General features: G+C 67.2%; 18 protein-coding genes. 8 read left to right on the forward strand and 10 right to left on the reverse strand.

What is annotated here, in order from left to right:
- The coding region (nadB, locus tag AC4FIJ_RS10130; protein ID WP_490336603.1) for an L-aspartate oxidase at positions 1-1,403 on the reverse strand (1,403 nt) is incomplete at its 3' end.
- A 288-nt stretch (positions 1,404-1,691) separates the two neighbouring features.
- Between nadB and AC4FIJ_RS10135 the strand changes: the two genes are divergently transcribed.
- The 3 genes from AC4FIJ_RS10135 (at position 1,692) to AC4FIJ_RS10145 (ending at position 5,141) form a co-directional block, all read left to right on the forward strand.
- A complete protein-coding gene (locus AC4FIJ_RS10135; protein WP_490336604.1) occupies positions 1,692-2,873 on the forward strand; it encodes an acetyl-CoA C-acyltransferase family protein in 1,182 nt (393 codons plus the stop codon).
- A gap of 163 nt (positions 2,874-3,036) precedes the next feature.
- Positions 3,037-3,522 (forward strand): hemerythrin domain-containing protein, encoded by a 486-nt coding sequence (locus AC4FIJ_RS10140; RefSeq protein WP_490336605.1) that lies wholly within the window; start codon positions 3,037-3,039, stop codon positions 3,520-3,522.
- A 35-nt stretch (positions 3,523-3,557) separates the two neighbouring features.
- Entirely contained in the window at positions 3,558-5,141 is a 1,584-nt protein-coding gene (locus AC4FIJ_RS10145; RefSeq protein ID WP_490336606.1) for a phospholipase D-like domain-containing protein, read from the forward strand.
- Positions 5,142-5,213: 72 nt separating this feature from the next.
- Here the strand turns inward: AC4FIJ_RS10145 and AC4FIJ_RS10150 are convergent, their stop codons facing one another.
- The 7 genes from AC4FIJ_RS10150 to AC4FIJ_RS10180 form a co-directional block, all read right to left on the reverse strand.
- Positions 5,214-6,653: a DEAD/DEAH box helicase gene (locus AC4FIJ_RS10150; protein ID WP_490336607.1), complete on the reverse strand. Its 1,440-nt coding sequence runs from the start codon at positions 6,651-6,653 to the stop codon at positions 5,214-5,216.
- 276 nt (positions 6,654-6,929) lie between these two features.
- A complete protein-coding gene (locus AC4FIJ_RS10155) occupies positions 6,930-7,595 on the reverse strand; it encodes a retropepsin-like aspartic protease family protein (protein WP_490336608.1) in 666 nt (221 codons plus the stop codon).
- Between the two features lie 64 nt (positions 7,596-7,659).
- Entirely contained in the window at positions 7,660-8,832 is a 1,173-nt protein-coding gene (locus AC4FIJ_RS10160; protein WP_490336687.1) for a CCA tRNA nucleotidyltransferase, read from the reverse strand.
- A gap of 45 nt (positions 8,833-8,877) precedes the next feature.
- On the reverse strand, positions 8,878-9,507 hold the full coding sequence (locus AC4FIJ_RS10165) for a CoA pyrophosphatase (RefSeq protein ID WP_490336609.1): 630 nt from the start codon (positions 9,505-9,507) through the stop codon (positions 8,878-8,880).
- A complete protein-coding gene (locus tag AC4FIJ_RS10170; RefSeq protein ID WP_490336610.1) occupies positions 9,504-10,064 on the reverse strand; it encodes a DUF1285 domain-containing protein in 561 nt (186 codons plus the stop codon). Before AC4FIJ_RS10170 ends, AC4FIJ_RS10165 begins: the two co-directional genes overlap by 4 nt.
- A 27-nt stretch (positions 10,065-10,091) precedes the next feature.
- Positions 10,092-10,607, reverse strand: coding sequence for a GNAT family N-acetyltransferase (locus AC4FIJ_RS10175; RefSeq protein ID WP_490336611.1), 516 nt, complete (start codon positions 10,605-10,607; stop codon positions 10,092-10,094).
- 118 nt (positions 10,608-10,725) lie between these two features.
- Positions 10,726-11,895 carry a PQQ-dependent sugar dehydrogenase gene (locus AC4FIJ_RS10180; RefSeq protein WP_490336612.1) on the reverse strand — a complete coding sequence of 390 codons (1,170 nt, stop codon included), beginning with the start codon at positions 11,893-11,895 and terminating at the stop codon, positions 10,726-10,728.
- Between the two features lie 15 nt (positions 11,896-11,910).
- Between AC4FIJ_RS10180 and rnhB the strand changes: the two genes are divergently transcribed.
- Together rnhB and AC4FIJ_RS10190 are read left to right on the forward strand one after the other, a co-directional pair.
- Positions 11,911-12,528, forward strand: coding sequence for a ribonuclease HII (rnhB, locus tag AC4FIJ_RS10185; protein WP_490336613.1), 618 nt, complete (start codon positions 11,911-11,913; stop codon positions 12,526-12,528).
- The gene (locus tag AC4FIJ_RS10190; protein WP_490336614.1) at positions 12,525-13,448 is read left to right on the forward strand and encodes an oxidoreductase; all 924 of its coding nucleotides are present in this window, start codon (positions 12,525-12,527) and stop codon (positions 13,446-13,448) included. The genes rnhB and AC4FIJ_RS10190 overlap by 4 nt, the downstream gene beginning before the upstream one ends.
- Before the next feature lie 19 nt (positions 13,449-13,467).
- Here AC4FIJ_RS10190 and AC4FIJ_RS10195 read toward each other — a convergent pair whose 3' ends face one another.
- The gene (locus AC4FIJ_RS10195) at positions 13,468-14,163 is read right to left on the reverse strand and encodes a sulfotransferase family protein (protein WP_490336615.1); all 696 of its coding nucleotides are present in this window, start codon (positions 14,161-14,163) and stop codon (positions 13,468-13,470) included.
- Between the two features lie 381 nt (positions 14,164-14,544).
- Between AC4FIJ_RS10195 and AC4FIJ_RS10200 the strand changes: the two genes are divergently transcribed.
- Genes AC4FIJ_RS10200 through AC4FIJ_RS10210 form a run of 3 tightly spaced genes read left to right on the forward strand, consistent with a single transcriptional unit; the run spans position 14,545 to position 17,309 of the window.
- Positions 14,545-15,624, forward strand: a complete 1,080-nt coding sequence (locus tag AC4FIJ_RS10200; RefSeq protein WP_490336688.1) for a site-specific DNA-methyltransferase — start codon at positions 14,545-14,547, stop codon at positions 15,622-15,624.
- 18 nt (positions 15,625-15,642) lie between these two features.
- Entirely contained in the window at positions 15,643-16,764 is a 1,122-nt protein-coding gene (gene folP / locus AC4FIJ_RS10205; protein WP_490336616.1) for a dihydropteroate synthase, read from the forward strand.
- On the forward strand, positions 16,761-17,309 hold the full coding sequence (locus tag AC4FIJ_RS10210) for a DUF1643 domain-containing protein (RefSeq protein WP_490336617.1): 549 nt from the start codon (positions 16,761-16,763) through the stop codon (positions 17,307-17,309). Before folP ends, AC4FIJ_RS10210 begins: the two co-directional genes overlap by 4 nt.
- On the opposite strand, the gene AC4FIJ_RS10215 is transcribed toward AC4FIJ_RS10210, so the two are convergent.
- Positions 17,297-18,061 carry an SDR family NAD(P)-dependent oxidoreductase gene (locus AC4FIJ_RS10215; protein ID WP_490336618.1) on the reverse strand — a complete coding sequence of 255 codons (765 nt, stop codon included), beginning with the start codon at positions 18,059-18,061 and terminating at the stop codon, positions 17,297-17,299. The two genes, AC4FIJ_RS10210 and AC4FIJ_RS10215, sit on opposite strands and share 13 nt — an antisense overlap.
- Positions 18,062-18,074 lie beyond the last annotated feature (13 nt).

Consider the following 18,074-nt stretch of genomic DNA (forward strand, 5'->3'; position numbering starts at 1 on the left):
TTGGTCGTGCGCACGATGCCGACATAGTTCCACATGAAGCGGCGGATCTCGGTCCAGTTCTGCTTGATGACGACTTCCTCGTCCGCCTCGGTCACGCGGCTGGCGTCCCAGTCGCGGATGGGGGGCGGGCTGTCGAGATCGTCCCAGCAGGCCAATATGTCGCGCGCCGCCGCGTCGCCGAACACGAAGCATTCGAGCAGCGAATTGGACGCCAGCCGGTTCGCGCCGTGCAGCCCGCTTTCGGTGCATTCGCCCGCCGCCCACAGGCCGGGCAGATCGGTGCGCGCGTCGAGGCCGATCAGCACGCCGCCGCAGGTATAATGCTGCGCGGGCACGACCGGGATCGGCCCCGTGGTCATGTCGATGCCGAGCCCCAGCAGCTTTTCATGGATCGTCGGGAAATGCGTCTTCACGAATTCGGGCGGCATGTGGCTGATGTCGAGGTGGACATAGTCGAGCCCGAAGCGCTTGATCTCGCTGTCGATGGCGCGGGCGACGATGTCGCGCGGGGCCAGTTCCATGCGTTCGGGATCGTATGCTTCCATGAAGCGCTGGCCGCTGCGCGGATTGATCAGCCGCCCGCCTTCGCCGCGCACCGCCTCGGTAATGAGGAAGTTCTTGACGTCCAGATTGTAGAGGCAGGTCGGGTGGAACTGCATCATCTCCATGTTGGAGACGCGCGCGCCGGCGCGCCATGCCATGGCGATGCCGTCGCCGGTCGCGCCGCGCGGGGCGGTGCTGAACTGATAGACGCGGCCCGCGCCGCCCGATGCCATGACGGTGGCGGGGGCGACATGGGTTTCGACCTCGCCCGTGTCCTGGTTCAGCGCATAGACGCCCCAGACGCGGCCCGATCCCGAGTATTTCTCCTCGTGCCGCCCGGTGATGAGGTCGATGCAGGCCCGGCCCGGCAGCAGGGTGATGTTGGGATTTTCTTCCGCCGCCTTGAGCAATGCGGCCTGCACCGCCCAGCCGGTCGCGTCGTTGACGTGGACGATGCGGCGATGCGAATGGCCGCCTTCGCGCGTCAGGTGAATTTCACCCTCCTCGCGGTTGAAGGGGACGCCCATCCCGATCAGCCGCTCGATCGATTCGGGGGCGCGTTCGATCACGAATTCCACCGTCTCGCGCCGGTTGAGGCCTGCGCCTGCGATCATCGTGTCGCGGATGTGATCCTGAAACGTGTCGCCCGCGTCCAGCACCGCCGCGATGCCGCCCTGCGCCCATGCGGTCGATCCCGATTCCAGCGTGCCCTTGGCCAGCACCAGCACGCGCAGCCGTTCGGCCAGCACCAGCGCCGCCGAAAGGCCCGCCGCGCCCGACCCGATGATGATCACGTCATGCCCCGACGGGCCGCGTGCGGGCGAGCTTGCGGCGTTGGATGGCGTCTGCTGGGTCGTCATGGCTGGTCGGGGATCCTCTTCGGTGAAAGCGGTCCTTCACGCCGCCCATGCAGCCGCCGCCCATGCAGCAGCTGCCTTGCCATCGCCGTGCCCGATCAGGCAAGTGTTTCGCGCGGCGAGACGTGCCCGGTGCCTGCCGTCCTAGCCCAAATGATAGACGCGCCCCGGCTGGACTGGCATCGCGGCTGTGCTAACCCCACATGCACACGGCAACCGCCCGCCGCCTGAAGGGCCGGGTGCCGCCATTCACCGGCCGACTATCCCGGCCAACGCCTAAGAGGATGCATCATGAACGACGTCTATCTCGTCTCCGCCGCGCGTACCGCGATCGGAACCTTCGGTGGAGCGCTGAGCAACGAAAAGCCGGGCGAGCTGTGTTCGCAGACGATCAAGGCCGCGCTTGAGCGTGCCGGGGTTTCGCCCGAGCTGGTCGAGCACACCATCATCGGTTCGGTCATCCCGTGCGAGCCGCGCGATGCCTATGTCGCGCGCATCGCGGCGGTCGAGGCTGGCGTTCCCCATGCCGCGCCCGCACTGACGCTCAACCGCCTGTGCGGTTCGGGCATGCAGGCGATCGTGTCGGCGGCGCAGCACATCATGCTGGGCGATCACCAGATCTGCATCGGCGGCGGGGCCGAGATCATGAGCCGCGCGCCCTATTACGTGCCGGGCGTCCGTTTTGGCCTGAAGATGGGCGACGGCAAGCTGGAAGACGGCATGCTGGGCGCACTGCACGATCCGTTCCACCGCTATCACATGGGCATCACGGCCGAGAACGTGGCCGAGAAATACGAGATCACGCGCGAGCAGCAGGACGCATTCGCGGCGGAAAGCCAGCGCCGTGCCGCCGCCGCGATCGAGGCGGGCTATTTCAAGGACGAGATCGTGCCGATCGAGGTCATGGTAAAGCGCAAGCCCGTCCAGTTCGACACCGACGAGCATGTGAAGGCCGCCACCACCGCCGAGACGCTGGCGGGCCTGCGCCCCGCGTTCAAGAAGGACGGCGGCACCGTCACCGCGGGCAATGCCAGCGGCATCAACGACGGCGCGGCGGCGACGATCCTCGCCAGCGAGGCGGCGGTGAAGGAACACGGACTGAAGCCGCTGGCGCGTCTGGTGTCATATGGCCATGCGGGCGTCGATCCGGCCTATATGGGCATCGGCCCCGTGCCCGCTTCGCAGAACGCGCTGAAGAAGGCGGGCATCTCGAAGGACGATCTGGACGTCATCGAATCGAACGAGGCTTTCGCCGCGCAGGCCTGCGCCGTGTCGAAGCAGCTGGACCTCGACCCCGCGAAGGTCAACCCGAACGGTTCGGGCATTTCGCTGGGCCATCCCATCGGCGCGACCGGCGCGATCCTCATCACCAAGCTGGCGTACGAGCTGAAGCGCACCGGCGGCAAATACGGCCTTGCCACCATGTGCATCGGCGGCGGGCAGGGCATCGCGACGGTGTGGGAAGCGCTGTAAGCCGCACGCGGCTTAACGGCTGACGGCAACGGCTGACGAAAGGGGGCGGCCCTGCGCATCGGCGCGGGGCCGCCCTTTCCCTTTCGGTCACCCGCCTGTTCAGGAACCGCAGGGTGCGTTCGCCTGTTAATCCGGAAACACCCCACCAGCAGGAGCCCCACCCATGGCCGACAAGATATTCGATCGCCTGATCGAGGACCACGACAAGCACCGCGAACTGCTCAAGCAGATGGCGAAGACCGAAGGCGACAGCGCGGAGCGGCGCGAGCTGCTGGAGCGCTTTACCAAGGAAGTGAAGAGCCATGCGGCGGCCGAGGAAATGGCGCTCTATTCCACGATGCTGCGCAAGCCGCCGACCAATGACGAGACCCGCCATTCGGTCGCCGAGCATCACGAGATCGAGGAAATGCTGAACGATCTGGCCGCGACCGACATGTCGAGCAGCGCGTGGAAGGCGAAGTTCGACAAGCTGGAACACCGCTATAACCACCACATCGACGAGGAAGAGGAAGACAACTTCCCCGATTACGAGCAATATCTCACCGACGAGGACAAGCAGCACATGCGCAAGGTGTTCGACGAGCGCAAGGCCGAGGAATGCGAGGAAGCCGAGGTGACGCCTGTCGCCATGGAGGACGCAAAGGAGTAGGCCGTCAAATACCCGCACGACCGCCGGAGGTGGGATTGACGACGAGCAATGACGAAGAACGGCCCGACAGGCTCCCCTTGCGTGACGGCGAGGCGGAGCCCGGGTCGTTATGGCCGCCCGAGGACGAGCCCGGCCCCGACGATACCGAGAGCGAAGAACGCGGCATCTGGCGATACGAGCATTGCACGCGGGCGCGGCTGGTCATCGACGCCGCCGATTATTTCCTGCTGATCCAGGAAGCGATGATGAAGGCGCGCCGCCGGATCATGCTGATCGGGTGGGATTTCGACACGCGCATTGCGCTGGGCCGCGGACGGGGCTGGCTGAACATCTTCAAGCGGCACCACCCGCCGCGGCGGCTGGGCGCATTCATCGTCTGGCTGACCAAGCGCAATCCCGATCTGAAGATCCGCGTGCTCAAGTGGAATTTCGCCGCGATCAAGATGTTCTTCCGCGGCTCGATGATCCTGGACATGTGGCGCTGGTTCAAGAACAGGCGGATCACGTTCAAGTTCGATGCGGCGCATCCGATGGGGTGCAGCCATCACCAGAAGATCGTCGTCATCGACGACCGTTTCGCGGTGTGCGGCGGGATCGACATGACCGCCGACCGCTGGGACACGTCGGAGCACAGCGAAACCGATCGCCTGCGCCGCGCGCCGGGCGGGCGGCGGTATATGCCGTGGCACGACCTGACCATGCTGGTCGAGGGCGAGGTCGCGGGCGCGCTGGACGAGCTGGGCCGCAATCGCTGGCGCATCGCGGGGGGCGAGGACATCGGCGCGTTGCCGCATCAGCCCGACAGCCCATGGCCCGAGGGGCTGGAGCCGCAGTTCACCGATATCGAGATCGGCATCGCGCGCACCCGCGCGGAGTGGAAGGACAACGACGGCATTTTCGAGATCGAGACGCTGTTCCTCGACATGATCCGCAAGGCGAAGCGTTTCATCTATGCCGAGAACCAGTATTTCGCATCGCGCAAGATCGCCGAGGTCATCGCCGAGCGCATGGCCGAGCCCGACCCGCCCGAGATCGTGCTGCTCAACCCTTTGTTCGCCGATGGCTGGCTGGAACAGGAAGCGATGGACACCGCCCGCGCACGGCTGGTGGAGACGATCGCGCGGGTCGATCACAAGAAGCGGTTTCGCATCTACAACCCGCTGACCGAAGGCGGCAGCCCGATCTATGTCCATGCCAAGCTGACCATCGTCGACGACATGATGCTGAAGGTCGGGTCGGCGAACATGAACAATCGCTCGCTGGGGTTGGATAGCGAATGCGATCTGTTCATCGATGCAAACCGCCCCGCCAATGCGGGCTGCGACGTGCAGATCAGGCAGATCCGTCATTCGCTGCTGGCCGAGCATATCGGCGTCGAGCCCGAGGAGATCGAGGGCTTGCTGGAGCGTTACGGGTCGATGCACGAGATGATCGCGCAGCATCCGCAGCCCCGCCGCAGGCTGCAGGTGCTGCCCCCGCGCGAGATGAACGATCTGGAAAAGCGCATGGCGGACGAGGAATGGCTGGACCCCGAGGATCCGGGCGATTTCTTCGAACCCATCGTGGGATCGAAAAGCAAACGCGCCGCCCTGTTCCGCAAGCTGCGCGCACCGGGCTGAAGGATAGGCGGATAGGAAAAGGGGCGGGAAAGCATGTGCCTTCCCGCCCCTTTTTCGTCGTGTGGTCCGGCCTTAGCGGGCCTTTACCGCGCTCTTGTGCGCGCCCACGCCATTCGCGCCCTTGGGGCGGAAGCGGCGCTTGCGGCCCATGTCGTCGCGCGGAAGGCCGTCGCCGCGGTTTTCCGCCGACTTGCGCTGCTGGCGTTCCTCGAACTGCTTCGATCCGCCGCCGCCGCCGCCGCTGCGTCCGCGTCCGCCGCCGCCGCCGCCGCGTGCGCCGCCGCGTCCGCGACCGCCTTTCGCGTTGGGATCACGCTCGGCCCCGGCGGGGGCGCGGGTCGGCTTGGGCAGTTTGGCTGCGTTGGCGACGAAGTTTTCCGGGATCGGCAGGATCGCGGGCTTGTTCTTCGTCAGACGCTCGATGTCGCGCATATAGGGCTTTTCATCGGGCGCGACGAAGCTGATCGCCATGCCGTCCGCGCCGGCACGCGCGGTGCGGCCGATGCGGTGGACATATTGTTCGGGCACGTTCGGAATCTCGAAGTTGAAGACGTGCGAAACGCCCGAAACGTCGATGCCGCGCGCCGCGATGTCGGTGGCGACCAGCACCGGCACCTTGCCGTCGCGAAAGCCGTCGAGTGCGCGGGTGCGCTGTGCCTGCGTCTTGTTGCCGTGGATCGCGGCGGCATTGATGCCCGCCGCGGCCAGATGGCGAACGACGCGGTCGGCGCCGTGCTTGGTGCGCGTGAAGACGAGGGTGCGGTCGATCTCGCCGCTCTCGATGCCTTTCAGCAGCGACAGGGTGAGCAGCGCCTGCTTTTCGCTCTGGTCGATATGGATTGCGAATTGCTCGACCCGCTCGGCGGTGGTCGACTGCGGCGCGACCTCGACCTTCACCGGGTTCTTGATGAAACGCTTGCCGAGGCTGGCGATCGCATCGGGCATGGTGGCCGAGAAGAACAGGCTCTGCCGGTCCTGCGGAAGCAGGGCGGCAACGCGGGTCAGCGGCTTGATGAAGCCGAGGTCCATCATCTGGTCGGCTTCGTCGAGCACGAAGATCTCGACATCGCGCAGGGTCAGCGCGCGCTGGTCGATCAGGTCGAGCAGGCGGCCGGGCGTGGCGACGAGGATGTCTGTGCCCGCGACCAGCTTCTTCGCCTGCTTGCCGGCGGGAACGCCGCCGAAGATGCACTGCACCTGCAGCCGCGTGTTCTTGGCGTAAAAGCGCATGTTGTCGGCGATCTGCGCCGCCAGTTCGCGCGTCGGCGACAGCACCAGCATCCGGCACGAGGCCGCCTGCGGGCGCTTGTCGTTTTCGACGAGCCGATGGATCGAGGGGAGCGCGAAGGCCGCGGTCTTGCCGGTGCCTGTCTGGGCGATGCCCAGCAGGTCGCGCCCTTCCATCAAGGCGGGGATCGCCTGCCGCTGGATCGGGGTCGGCTCGTCATAACCCTTGGAGGTCAGAGCGCGGGTAATGGGCTCGGCGAGGCCGAGATCCGAAAAATAGGACAAATATATATACTCACATGGGCACGGATCCGCCTTTTGCGGACGTGCGGGGCCTTACGGCGACCCTTAGCGTGATCGGGAAGCTGCGGTGTGCACCCAAGGGTAAACCCAAGGTTCGCATGCGGGGCCAGATATCGCCATTTCGGACGGCGCGGCTCACGCGGGCATACGAAGGTGCCGGATCATCCGACACTGTCACGAGGCGCTAGATAGGGATCATTTGCGTATCGCGCAACTAAATTCGCAGGCGCAGCAATTTGCCGTGCGAAATCAGGCCGGTTAAATCGGCTGTGGGTTGTGCGGCACCAGTATCAGCGTGCCGTCCTCGACCCGCCAGCCCTGCAGGCGCGACAGGAAGTTCATGCCCAGCACGTTGATGCCGTTGAGCCCTGGTGCGATCACCACGTCGAGGTCGCGGGCGAGGATATTGCCAGCGCGCAGTTCCTGCATGGTGGCGATGCGGCCCGGCGAGGCGCCGTTCGCGGTCTGCAAAGCGATTGTGCCGCGCATCGGGTTCGCCTCTACCCGCCCGCGCTGGGCGGTGTCGGGCGAGATCGCGGTGAGCGAGGCACCGGTGTCGATCAGGAAGCGTTCGGGATGGCCGTTGACCGTGCCCTCCAGCCAGTAATGACCGTCGCGCGACAGGGGAATCTGCGTCTCGCCCCCTTCGACCACCTGTTCGGGCATGCCCAGTTCGGCGACCGACAGGCTGCGCGCGAAATCGCTGCCGCCCGACAGGCGCGCGACGTCGATGATGGTCAGCACCAGCACCACGGCCAGGCCGAAACTGCCCAGCCCGCGCATCAGCGATCCGATCCGCGGCATGGTGCGGATGATCGCGCCGCCGACGATCGAGATGCCGAGTGCGACGACCGCCGCCATCAGCAGCGGGTTGCTGGCGAAAAGCTCTCCATAGGGAAGCTGGGAAAGGCGTTCGAAGTCCATGTGTCGCCTTATTAGCACGGGCAGGCTGTCGCCCGCATGACCGGCTTTGGTGAAATGGGGCGCGCTACATGCGCGCTTTCCCCACTTCCTCTACGAGTATGGCGCGGGTGCGTTCCGCGCCGGGAAAGCCTTCCGCGATCCAGCGCCCTTCGATGGCGTGGAGCGTGCGGGCGATCAGGGGGCCTTGCCCGATGCCGGCCTTGAGGATGTCTCCGCCCGATACGGGCAGGCGGGGCACGGTCCACCCGGCGATCGGCGCGATGCTTTCGCCCAATAGCAGCAGCCGGTCCTGCGCCGTTTCCATGCCGAGGCGGTAGGCGAGCGAGCGCGGATCTTCGCTGTCATGCGCCTGCCGGTCGGCGGCGAGCGCGATGCGCTTTTTCTGAGCATTCGACAACCGCAGGCGCGAGGCGACCTGCCGGGCCTGCTCGGCATCGGGCGGCAATAATGCGGCCAGACGGCGGATCGGGTCTGGGGCGATCTGCTCGCGTTGTTCGGCGTGCTGAAGCGCGGCGAGGGACGCGATGCCTTCGTCGTCCACTTCGGGAAGGATGACGGGCAGCACGCCCAGTTGCGCCATGCGCTCGATGCTGGCGGCGGGGTCGGGCAGGGCGAGGATCGCCAGCAGTTCCCCCGCAACGCGTTCGCGCGACAAGCCCTTCAGCGTGGAGGCGAGGTCGCGGCAGGCGGCCTCGGCCTTGTCGTCCACTTCGGACCCGAAGCGCGCCTGAAAGCGGAAATAGCGCAGGATCCGCAGATGATCCTCGCGGATGCGGGTCTCGGCATCGCCAATGAAGCGCACCACGCGCGCCTCCAGATCGTCCAGACCGCCGAAATAGTCGGAGATCCGCAGCGTTTCGGGATGGGCGTAGAGCGCGTTGATGGTGAAATCGCGGCGCGCGGCATCGTCGAACCATTCGCTGGCGAAGGCGACCGTGGCGCGGCGGCCGTCGGTGTCGACATCCTTGCGCAGGGTCGTGATCTCGACCGGGCCGTGGGGCAGGATCGCTGTAATCGTGCCATGTTCGATCCCGGTGGGGACGCTGCGGATGCCGGCCTGTTTCAACAGGTCCTGCGTGACCTCGGGCCGGTGGCGGGTGGCGATATCGACGTCGCTGGCGGGCACGCCCAGCAGCGCATCGCGCACGCAGCCGCCGACATAGCGGCACTCCTCCGCCCCCAGCGCGGCGATCAGCGCGGGCAGGTCGTCGCGCTTCGCCCATTCGGCAGGCGGCATGACCCGGTCGCTCACAGGCTTTCCCCGGTCACAGGCTTTTCCCGCTCAAAGTCTGGGCCCCCGCAGCAGGCGGCGGCGCAGATTGTCGAGGATGGCCGCGGTGACGCCCCAGATCCGGTAGTCCTGATAGTGCATTTCAAGAAAGCGCCGTTTCTTGCCATTCAGCTCGCCCGTCCCCTCGCGCACGTTTCCGGTGTCGAGCAGGAAGGAGAGCGGCGCCTCGAACCAGCTGTCGACCTCTGCCGGATTGGCATTGAGCGGCAGGTCGGGCGGCACGGTCGCCAGCACGGGCGTGATGTCGAAACCGCTGCCGGTGCGATAGCGGTCGCTCTCGCCGATCACCTTGACGCGGGTGGGGGGCAGGGCGATTTCCTCCTCCGCCTCGCGCAGCGCAGCCTGGATCGGGGTTTCGCCGGGGTCGATGCCGCCGCCGGGAAAGGCGACCTGGCCCGGATGGCGGCGCATGCGGGTGGGGCGCTGGATGAACAATATGCCGGGGCCGGGGCTGGCGGGATCGTCATAGGGCAGCGGGCGGTCGGTGATCGCGACCAGCACGGCGGCGCGGCGCGCGCGCGCGCCCTCGGGCAGCCATTCGCTGTCGTCGCGCAGGCCGGTGACCGTGCGGCGATGGCCCGCGCGGTACAGCAGGGAAAGACGGTCGTGCAGCTCGCTCAACGCGGCACCAGCGGGAAGACCGCGCCCTTGCTCTCTACCGCGAGAGCATCGGGATCGCGCGCGATCGCGATCTCGGCCAGCTGCGCATAGGTCGACCGGTCGAGCCGCGCCTCCAGCCCGCCGCGCACACGCACATAGAGCGCGGGCGTGTCGGCATCCCCGCGCGCGGTGATCGGATGATCGGCATCGGCGGTGACGAACTCGTCGGTGTTCAGGCGGAAGGTCAGGACGGGGGTGCCGTCTTCCCGGTCCTGTTTTACGTCCACCGCCACGAAAGGCGCGTCGGCGACCGCGATGCTCTGCTTCTGATAGGGCAGGACCAGCCAGTAACCGTCCTCGTCCCGGCGCAGCAGCGAGGAGAAGGCGCGGACCATGCCGGAGCGCCTGATCTCGCTGCCGTCATGGTACCAGCGGCCATCGGCGCGGATTTCCATGCCGCTGTCGGCTGTGGCCTCCGGCTGCCATTCGTCCACGGGGGGAAGGCGGCGCGCGGCGACCGCTTCGGCTATCTCGGCAAGACCAAGGCCTGCCAGATCGGGGGGTATCTCATAAGGCATCGCAGCATCAGGCGATGCCAGATCGGGTCAGCCGCGCCAAGGCCCCAGCGCGCCCATTTGCGGCAATACGGACAGGTTTTCGGCCCGGACCAGCAGGCGCGCGGGATCATAGGGGCCGGGCAGCGTCCAGCCCTGCGTCGGCTGGGCCACGAAACCGAAGAAGCGGCCATAGTAATCGGCGTCGCCGATCAGCACCTGCGGCAGCGGCACCGCGCCGCCCGCCTGCAGCGCGGCGATGCTGGCCAGCATCAGCGCCTTGCCATAGCCCGCGTTCTGCAGTTCGGGGACCACCGCGACCGGGCCGACCATGATCATCGGGTGCGCCCGGCCCGACGGATCGGTCAGCGCGACGGGCCAGCACTGGATCGATCCGGCCAGCATGTCGTCATCGTCAAGCGCGGCGAAGGACAATGCGCCCAGCGCCTCGGTCCCCTCGCGCACGCTGTATGCGGTGCGGCCATGGCGATCGGTCCCGAACGCGCGGTCGAGCAATTCCTCGACCATGGCGGGGTCGACCTGATCGAGCGGGATGATGGTGGGCATGGCGGGCAGGAAACTCGGCACATAAGGGAAAGCGCCGCGCGAATAGGGACCTCGCGCGGCGCTGTCGATGCTATTTCTGCTTTGCGCCCGGAAAGGCCGGCCCATGCAGCAGGGGCGATCAGCCGGCGGGGGTAAGCCGCCAGATCGTCGCCTCCGGTCCGTCCTCGGCGACCCAGACCGAACCGTCGGGCGCTTCGGCGACGGCGCGGAGGCGCTCACCGAAATCGTAGCGGGCGGTTTCCTTCGCGCTGGTGCCGTCCATCTTCACCAGCACCAGGCCCTGGCTGACCAGTCCGGCGATCAGCGCATTGCCCTGCCAGCCGGGAAACAGCGCGCCCGAATAGAAGATCATGCCGCCCGGCGCGATCACCGGGTCCCACCATTCGACCGGCGCGACATAGGGATCGCCCGGCGCGTGGTCGGGGATCGGTTCATTGTCGTAATGGATGCCGTTCGACACGTTGGGCCAGCCATAGTTCGCGCCGCGCTGGACGAGGTTGAGCTCGTCCCCGCCCTGCGGCCCGTGTTCCAGATCCCACAGCTGCCCGCGCGCATCGAAGGCGAGGCCGAGGATATTGCGGTGCCCGTAGGACCAGATCTCGGGGTTGGCATTCGCTTCGCCGGTGAAGGGATTGCCGGGCGCGGGGGTGCCGTCGGGCAGCAGGCGCACCACGGTGCCGAGATTGTTCGACAGGTCCTGCGCGGGCTGCATCTTTTGCCGGTCGCCCGAGGCGATGAACAGGAAATCGCCGTCGGGCGAAAAGGCGATGCGGTGCGAGTAATGGCCGCGGCCCGTGACCTTTTCGTCCTGCCGCCAGATCACGCGCGGATCGCGCAGGGTGCAGTTATCGGGCTGGCCGCATTGCAGCGTGGCACGTGCCACCGCCGCGCCGCGCGTGTCGCCGGGCCCGGCCTCGGCAAAGCTGAGATAGACGGCGCGGCTGCTGGCGTAATCGGGCGCGAAGACGATGTCGCCCAGACCGCCCTGGCCGCCATAATCGACCTCGGGCACGCCGCTGACGGTGCCCGTGGTGCCGTCGGCCTTGCGGAACTTGAGGGTGCCCGATTTCTCGGTCACGAACAGCGTGCCGGTGCCCGGCTCGAACGCCATGGCCCATGGCTCGTCGAAAGTGCCCATGTCCTCCTTGGCGAAGTCGACGGCGCCGGCGGGATTATCCGCAGGCTGTCCACTGGCGGCGGGGGTCGGGGTTTCCTGACAGCTTGCAACCGTGGCGAAGGCAAGCGAAACAAGGGCGATGCTGGCGAAACGCACTGATTTGAACTCCATGACCCGTGATACTTCTTGCCGCTGGTCGCGGCTGCGCGGGGTGCGCCCGTGATCGTCGGGGTGGACGAGGCGGGGCGCGGACCCTTGGCGGGGCCGGTTGTGGCCGCTGCGGTGCTGCTGTGCAAGCCGCGACCTGCGGGGCTGGGCGATTCCAAGGTGCTGAGCCGCGAAAAGCGCGCCGTGCTGGAGGACACGATCAAGCGCCGCTGCGCCTGGGGCGTGGGGGTGGTGGAGGTCGAGGAGATCGACCGGCTCAATATCTTCGGCGCGACCATGCTGGCGATGACGCTGGCGGTGGAAGCGGTGTGCGCCCGGATCGGCTGCGATCCGCTGGAGGTGCTGGTGGACGGCAATCTGACGCCCGCGGGCCGCCGCCCCGAATGGCGCTGGCCCGCGCGCGCCATCGTCAAGGGCGACGCGAAGGAGCCGTGCATCTCGGCCGCGTCGATCATCGCCAAGGAACACCGCGACCGGCTGATGCGCGAGGCGGCGATGCGGCATCCGCATTACGGCTGGGACCGCAATGCGGGTTACGGCACGCCCGAACATCTTGAGGCGCTGCGCATCCATGGCCCGACGCCGCTGCACCGCCGCAGTTTCGCGCCGGTCGCGCAGATGGAGATGCGGCTGTGAACGAGTTTACCGGTGCCGACCTGACCGATCAGTCGGGCAAGTGCTTCGTCGTGACGGGGGCGAATGCCGGGATCGGTTTCGCCGCTGCGCAGGCGCTGGCCGCGAAGAACGCGCGGGTGGTGATGGCCTGCCGCAGCGAGGAGCGGGCCCGCGCGGCGATGGACCGGATCCGGGGCGGGCATCCCGCGGCCGATCTGGCGTTCCTGCCGCTGGATCAGGCCGATCTGGCCTCGGTTCGCAAGGCCGCCGAGCTCGCCGCTGCGGAGCCGCGCATCGATGCGCTGATCAATAATGCGGGCGTGATGGTGCCGCCGCTGTCCTTCACCATGGACGGGTTCGAGATGCAGTTCGGGGTCAACCACCTCGGCACCTTCGCGCTGACCGCGCTGATGCTGCCGCTGCTTGAGAAGACCGCCGCCGATCACGGCGAGGCGCGCGTGGTCGTGACCGCCAGCATCGCGCACAAGAAGGGCTGGATCGACTTCGCCAATCTGGACGGGTCGCGCGGCTATGCGCGCATGCCGTTCTATCAGCAGTCGAAGCTGGCCAATCTGCTTTTCGCGGCGGAGCTGGACCGGCGGCTGCGGGCGCAAGGCAGCCGGGTGAAGGCCATTGCCTGCCATCCCGGCGTCGCGCAGAGCGAGTTGACGCGGCATATCCCGCTGCGCCGGGTTTTCACGCCGATGATGGGCTGGGTGGTCAACACGGCGGAGCAGGGCGCGTGGCCCGCGTTGCAGGCGGCGTGCGATCCGGCGCTGCGGGGCGGTGAATATGTCGGATCGCGCGGCTTGTTCGAGGCGCGCGGACCATCGGGTCCGGCCTTTCGCAGCAAGGCCGCGCGCGATCCCGAACTGGCGCGGCGGCTGTGGGATGTGTCGGTGCGGATGACTGGCGTCGATCCGGAATTGCCGCCAGCCTAGATCTTAGGCGAAGGATTTCTCAGGCGAAGGCCTTGGCGCGCATCGCGTCGATATAGGCCTTGCCCCATTCCTCCATCACCAGCGGATCGGCGGGCAGGCCGCCCGCCTTGTCATTCGCGGCGCCAAGCTCGTCGCGGCTGTTGACGCGCGGGAAGGGGCCATCGGGCACCGGCACGCCCAGGAATTCGCACAGGGGTTCCCAGCCTTCCTTGGGGTGAAACACCAGCAGGCGTTCGGGCGGCAGGCTGGCGATCACCTCTTCGTTGCGGCGGCGGTACCAGTCGGTCATGAAGGCGCGGTCGGTCATCGATCCTTCCTTGAACGCGTCATAGATCGCGCCCTGCATCATGCGTTCGGCAGGCGTGCCCACCAGTGTCGCCTGCATGCGCGGGCTGAAGATCGTCTCGCTGACCGAATCGAACCAGCTGTCGGGATCGCGGGTGGTCAGCACGATCTTCGCGTCCGGGTAATAGGCGGCGAGTTCGCGCCACCACGTGCAGGCGGGGTAATCGGTGACCGAGCGGAAGCCTTCGAACACAGCGTCCCAGTCGGGTCTGCCATCCACCACGTCCAGCCACAGCGGCAGGCGGCGGCGCACGTCGGCGAACAGCTCAGCCATGTGGAAGCAGGGGCCGAAACCCAGTTTCTCGAGCGCGAATTTCAGCGTGAAGGTTGCATTGCGGCCAAGGCCGGCGCCGATCACTTCCAGTGCCATCTGGGCTTCCCCCGTGTCAGGTCGCGACCCTGAACGCAGGCGAACATGCGCGCGGCGGCGCGCCGCTGCAATCGACTTTTATACGCGGCGAGTCCTGAAGGACACAGCCCCAAGATGATGAGTCCGGGCCTGCGGGGCGGACTCAATATGTTGCGAAAACGCCTGTCCGCGCTGCCGCGGCGCGGACTCAGTTCGCGGCGCGAAGCGGATTCGGCTGACCGATCCGCGCTTGACGGCGAGTCCCCATGGATTCACTAAGGGACTTATCCACAGGGGGCGGGCCTTGAAGAAGGCCCCGTAAGGGACGGCATGGCAACGATTTTGAAGACCCGCACGGTGCAGCACACCACGCTTATCCAGCCGCGAGAGCAGCCGCGCCAGATGAGCGTGGAACTGCCGCTGGGGCAGATCCTGGACGGCGATTGCGTCGAGGCGATGCGCAGCATCCCGTCGGGCACGATCGACATGATCTTTGCCGATCCGCCGTATAATCTGCAGCTGGGCGGCGATCTCGACCGGCCCGATGGCAGCCGCGTCGATGCGGTGGACGACGACTGGGACAAGTTCGCCAGCTTTTCGTCCTATGACGATTTCACGCGGGAATGGCTGGGCGAGGCGCGGCGTATCCTGAAGCCCAATGGCTCGATCTGGGTGATCGGCAGCTATCACAATATCTTCCGTGTCGGCACGGCGATGCAGGATGCTGGGTTCTGGATCCTGAACGACATCGTGTGGCGCAAGTCGAACCCGATGCCCAATTTCAAGGGCACGCGTTTCACCAATGCGCATGAGACGCTGATCTGGGCGTCGATGGGCGAGAAGGCGAAATACACCTTCAACTACCGCGCGATGAAGACGCTGAACGACGAGCTTCAGATGCGCAGCGACTGGGTGCTGCCGATCTGCGGCGGGCAGGAGCGGCTGAAGAAGGGCGGCACCAAGGTGCACCCGACGCAAAAGCCCGAGGCTCTGCTGTACCGCGTGATGCTGGCCACCACCAATCCGGGCGATGTGGTGCTGGACCCGTTCTTCGGCACCGGCACCACCGGCGCGGTCGCCAAGCGGCTGGGCCGCCAGTGGATCGGCTGCGAGCGTGAGGGCAATTACCGCGAGGCCGCGCTGGAACGCATCGAAAGCGCGCTGCCGCTGGACGAAAGCGCGCTGAAGGTGATGCAGTCGAAGCGTTCGGCCCCGCGCGTCGCGTTCGGCGCTTTGGTCGAGGCGGGCTATGTCCCCGCGGGCAGCACCGTCACCGACAAGAAGCGCCGCTTCAGCGCCACCGTGCGCGCCGACGGTTCGCTGGTGTCGGGCAAGGAAAGCGGGTCGATCCACGGGCTGGGTGCAGCGCTTCAGGGCGCGCCGTCGTGCAATGGCTGGACCTTCTGGCACATGGAGAGCGAAAAGGGGCTGCAGCCGCTGGACGATGCGCGGCAGCTTTACCTGTTGGCCACCGAAGACTGATCCGTTAGCCAGCGGCGCATGAGCAAGCTCTATCTTCTGCCGCTGGGCTTTGCGCCTTCTCCTCAGGCCTATGATGAGGGCAGGGATCCGCCCGATGTGATCCGGCTGGCAGGCACGATGTGCTATGTCTCGCAGATCGCGCTGATCGTGAGAGAAGGCGTGCGGGTGACGCGGCGGCAGGTGCTGCGCCCGTCGGAAATCGCGCCGGTGCTGGCGTCGCTGCCCGACGATCTGGCCGCGGATGGCGAGGAGCAATTTGCCAGCCTGCGCACCGCGCATCCGCCGCTACAGCTGGGCGAGCGGACGATCCGGCTGGACCAGCCGCAAGTGATGGGCATCCTGAACGTCACGCCCGACAGCTTTTCGGATGGCGGGGCGCATGACGATGTGTCGGCCGCGGTCGGCCACGGCGTCGACATGCTGGAAGCGGGCGCGGCGATCATCGACGTGGGCGGCGAAAGCACGCGCCCCGGCGCGGCGGCGGTATGGGAAGGTGACGAGATCAAGCGCGTCGTGCCCGTGGTCGAAAGGCTGGCGCGCGGCGGGGCGGCGGTGTCGGTCGACACGCGCAATGGCGCGACCATGCGCGAGGCGCTGGCGGCGGGCGCAACCATGATCAACGACGTATCCGCGCTGCGCCACGATCCCCGCAGCGCCGAGATCGTGGCCGAGGCAGGCGCGGCGGTGGTGCTGATGCATGCGCCGGGAAAAGGCGCGGACCTGCACGCCGATGCGAAATACGATCATGTCGTGTTCGACGTGTTCGACCATCTGCGCGCCCGGCGCGATGCGGCCATGGCGGCGGGGATCGAGCGCGGCAGGATCGTGCTCGACCCCGGTATCGGCTTCGGCAAGACACTGGCGGAGAACCTTGCGCTGATAGAGGCGTTGCCGCTGTTTCATGCGCTGGGCCAGCCACTGCTGTTCGCGGCCAGCCGCAAGCGTTTCATCGGCGCGCTGTCGAACGAGGCGCCCGCGGACAGGCGGCTGGGCGGATCGCTGGCGGCGGCGATGCGGGCGATGGATGCGGGCGCGCAGATGATCCGCGTTCACGATGCGGCGGAAACGGTGCAGGCGATGCATGTGTGGCGGGGACTGCGCGATGCGGCGCTGACGGATTTCTCGCAACTGCCGCAATGAATGCGCGCGAGGCCGTAGCGCGCATCGCGGAGTGGGCCGAGGCGGCCGCGCTCGATTTCCGCCATGACGAGGCCGCTGGCCATGGCGCGGTTTTCAGCCGCTGCGGGCGCTATCGATACCTGCTGTGGCGCGATGCTTTTCCCGCGCATGAGATGATGGCGATCGCCATGCTCAATCCGTCGAAGGCCGATCATCTGGCGAACGATCCGACCATCGCGCGATGCCATTCGCGTGCCTTGGGTGAGCACGCCTCGCTGCTGGTGTGGAACCTGTTCGCGCTGCGCGAAACCGATCCGCTTCAGCTCAAGAAACGCAGGGGGCCGGTGGGGCGGCACAACGACGACGCGATCCGGCTGGCGCTGGCGCTTGCGCCGCGCACGATTGCCGCGTGGGGCGTGCATGGCGCGCATCGCGGGCGGGATCGGCAAGTGCTGCGGCTGTGCGGCGATGGGGGGCTGCATTGCTATGGCACGACCAAGGCGGGGCTGCCGCGCCATCCGCTCTATCTGCGCAGCGACGTGCGTGCGGTGCCCTATAGCGTATAGCCGCCGTCGCTGGACAGCACCGCGCCGGTGATGGTCGCGGCCATGTCGGACAGCAGGAAGCCGATCTGGCCCGCGATCTCTCCGGCGCTTGCATAGCGGCCAAGCGGTGTCGCCATCCTGCCCATCGCCTGGATCGCGGCGTCGCGGCTACCAGCCTCGCGCGTCATGTCGGCGAAGAAATCCATCGAATCCCAGATCGGCGTATCGACCCCGCCCGGCGCGATGGCATTGACGCGCACGCCCGACACCGCCGATTCCTTCGCGGCCACCTTGGCCAGCTGGACCAGCGCGGCCTTTGACGCGGCATAGGCGGCGGTGGTCGGCTCTGCCTTGAGCGCGGCGGCGGATGCGGTCACGACGACCGAGCCTTTGCCCGCCCGCTGCATCGCGCCCAAGGTGGCCGCCAGCGTCAGGAACGCCCCGTCGAGATTGATCGCCATCACCCGCCGCCACTGCGCGAAATCGCCGCCCGCTATCGGGTAGGCGGCGCCGATGCCTGCGTTGGCGATCACGTGATCGAAGGCGGGCCGGTCCGCGAAGCCGGTCCAGAGGGCGGGGTCCGACACATCGCCCGCCATGCGCTCCACCTCGCAGGTCAGGTCCAGTCGCGACAGCCCTTCGGCGTCCAGATCCATCAGTACCAGCCGCGCGATGCCGTGCGCGTCCAGCCAATGCGCGGTCGCCGCGCCTATGCCCGATGCCGCGCCGGTGATCAGCGCGCTGCGGTTCGAAAAGTCGAAATCCCCTGCCATGGATGGCAAGGTG

The organism is Croceicoccus sp., assembly GCF_983967925.1.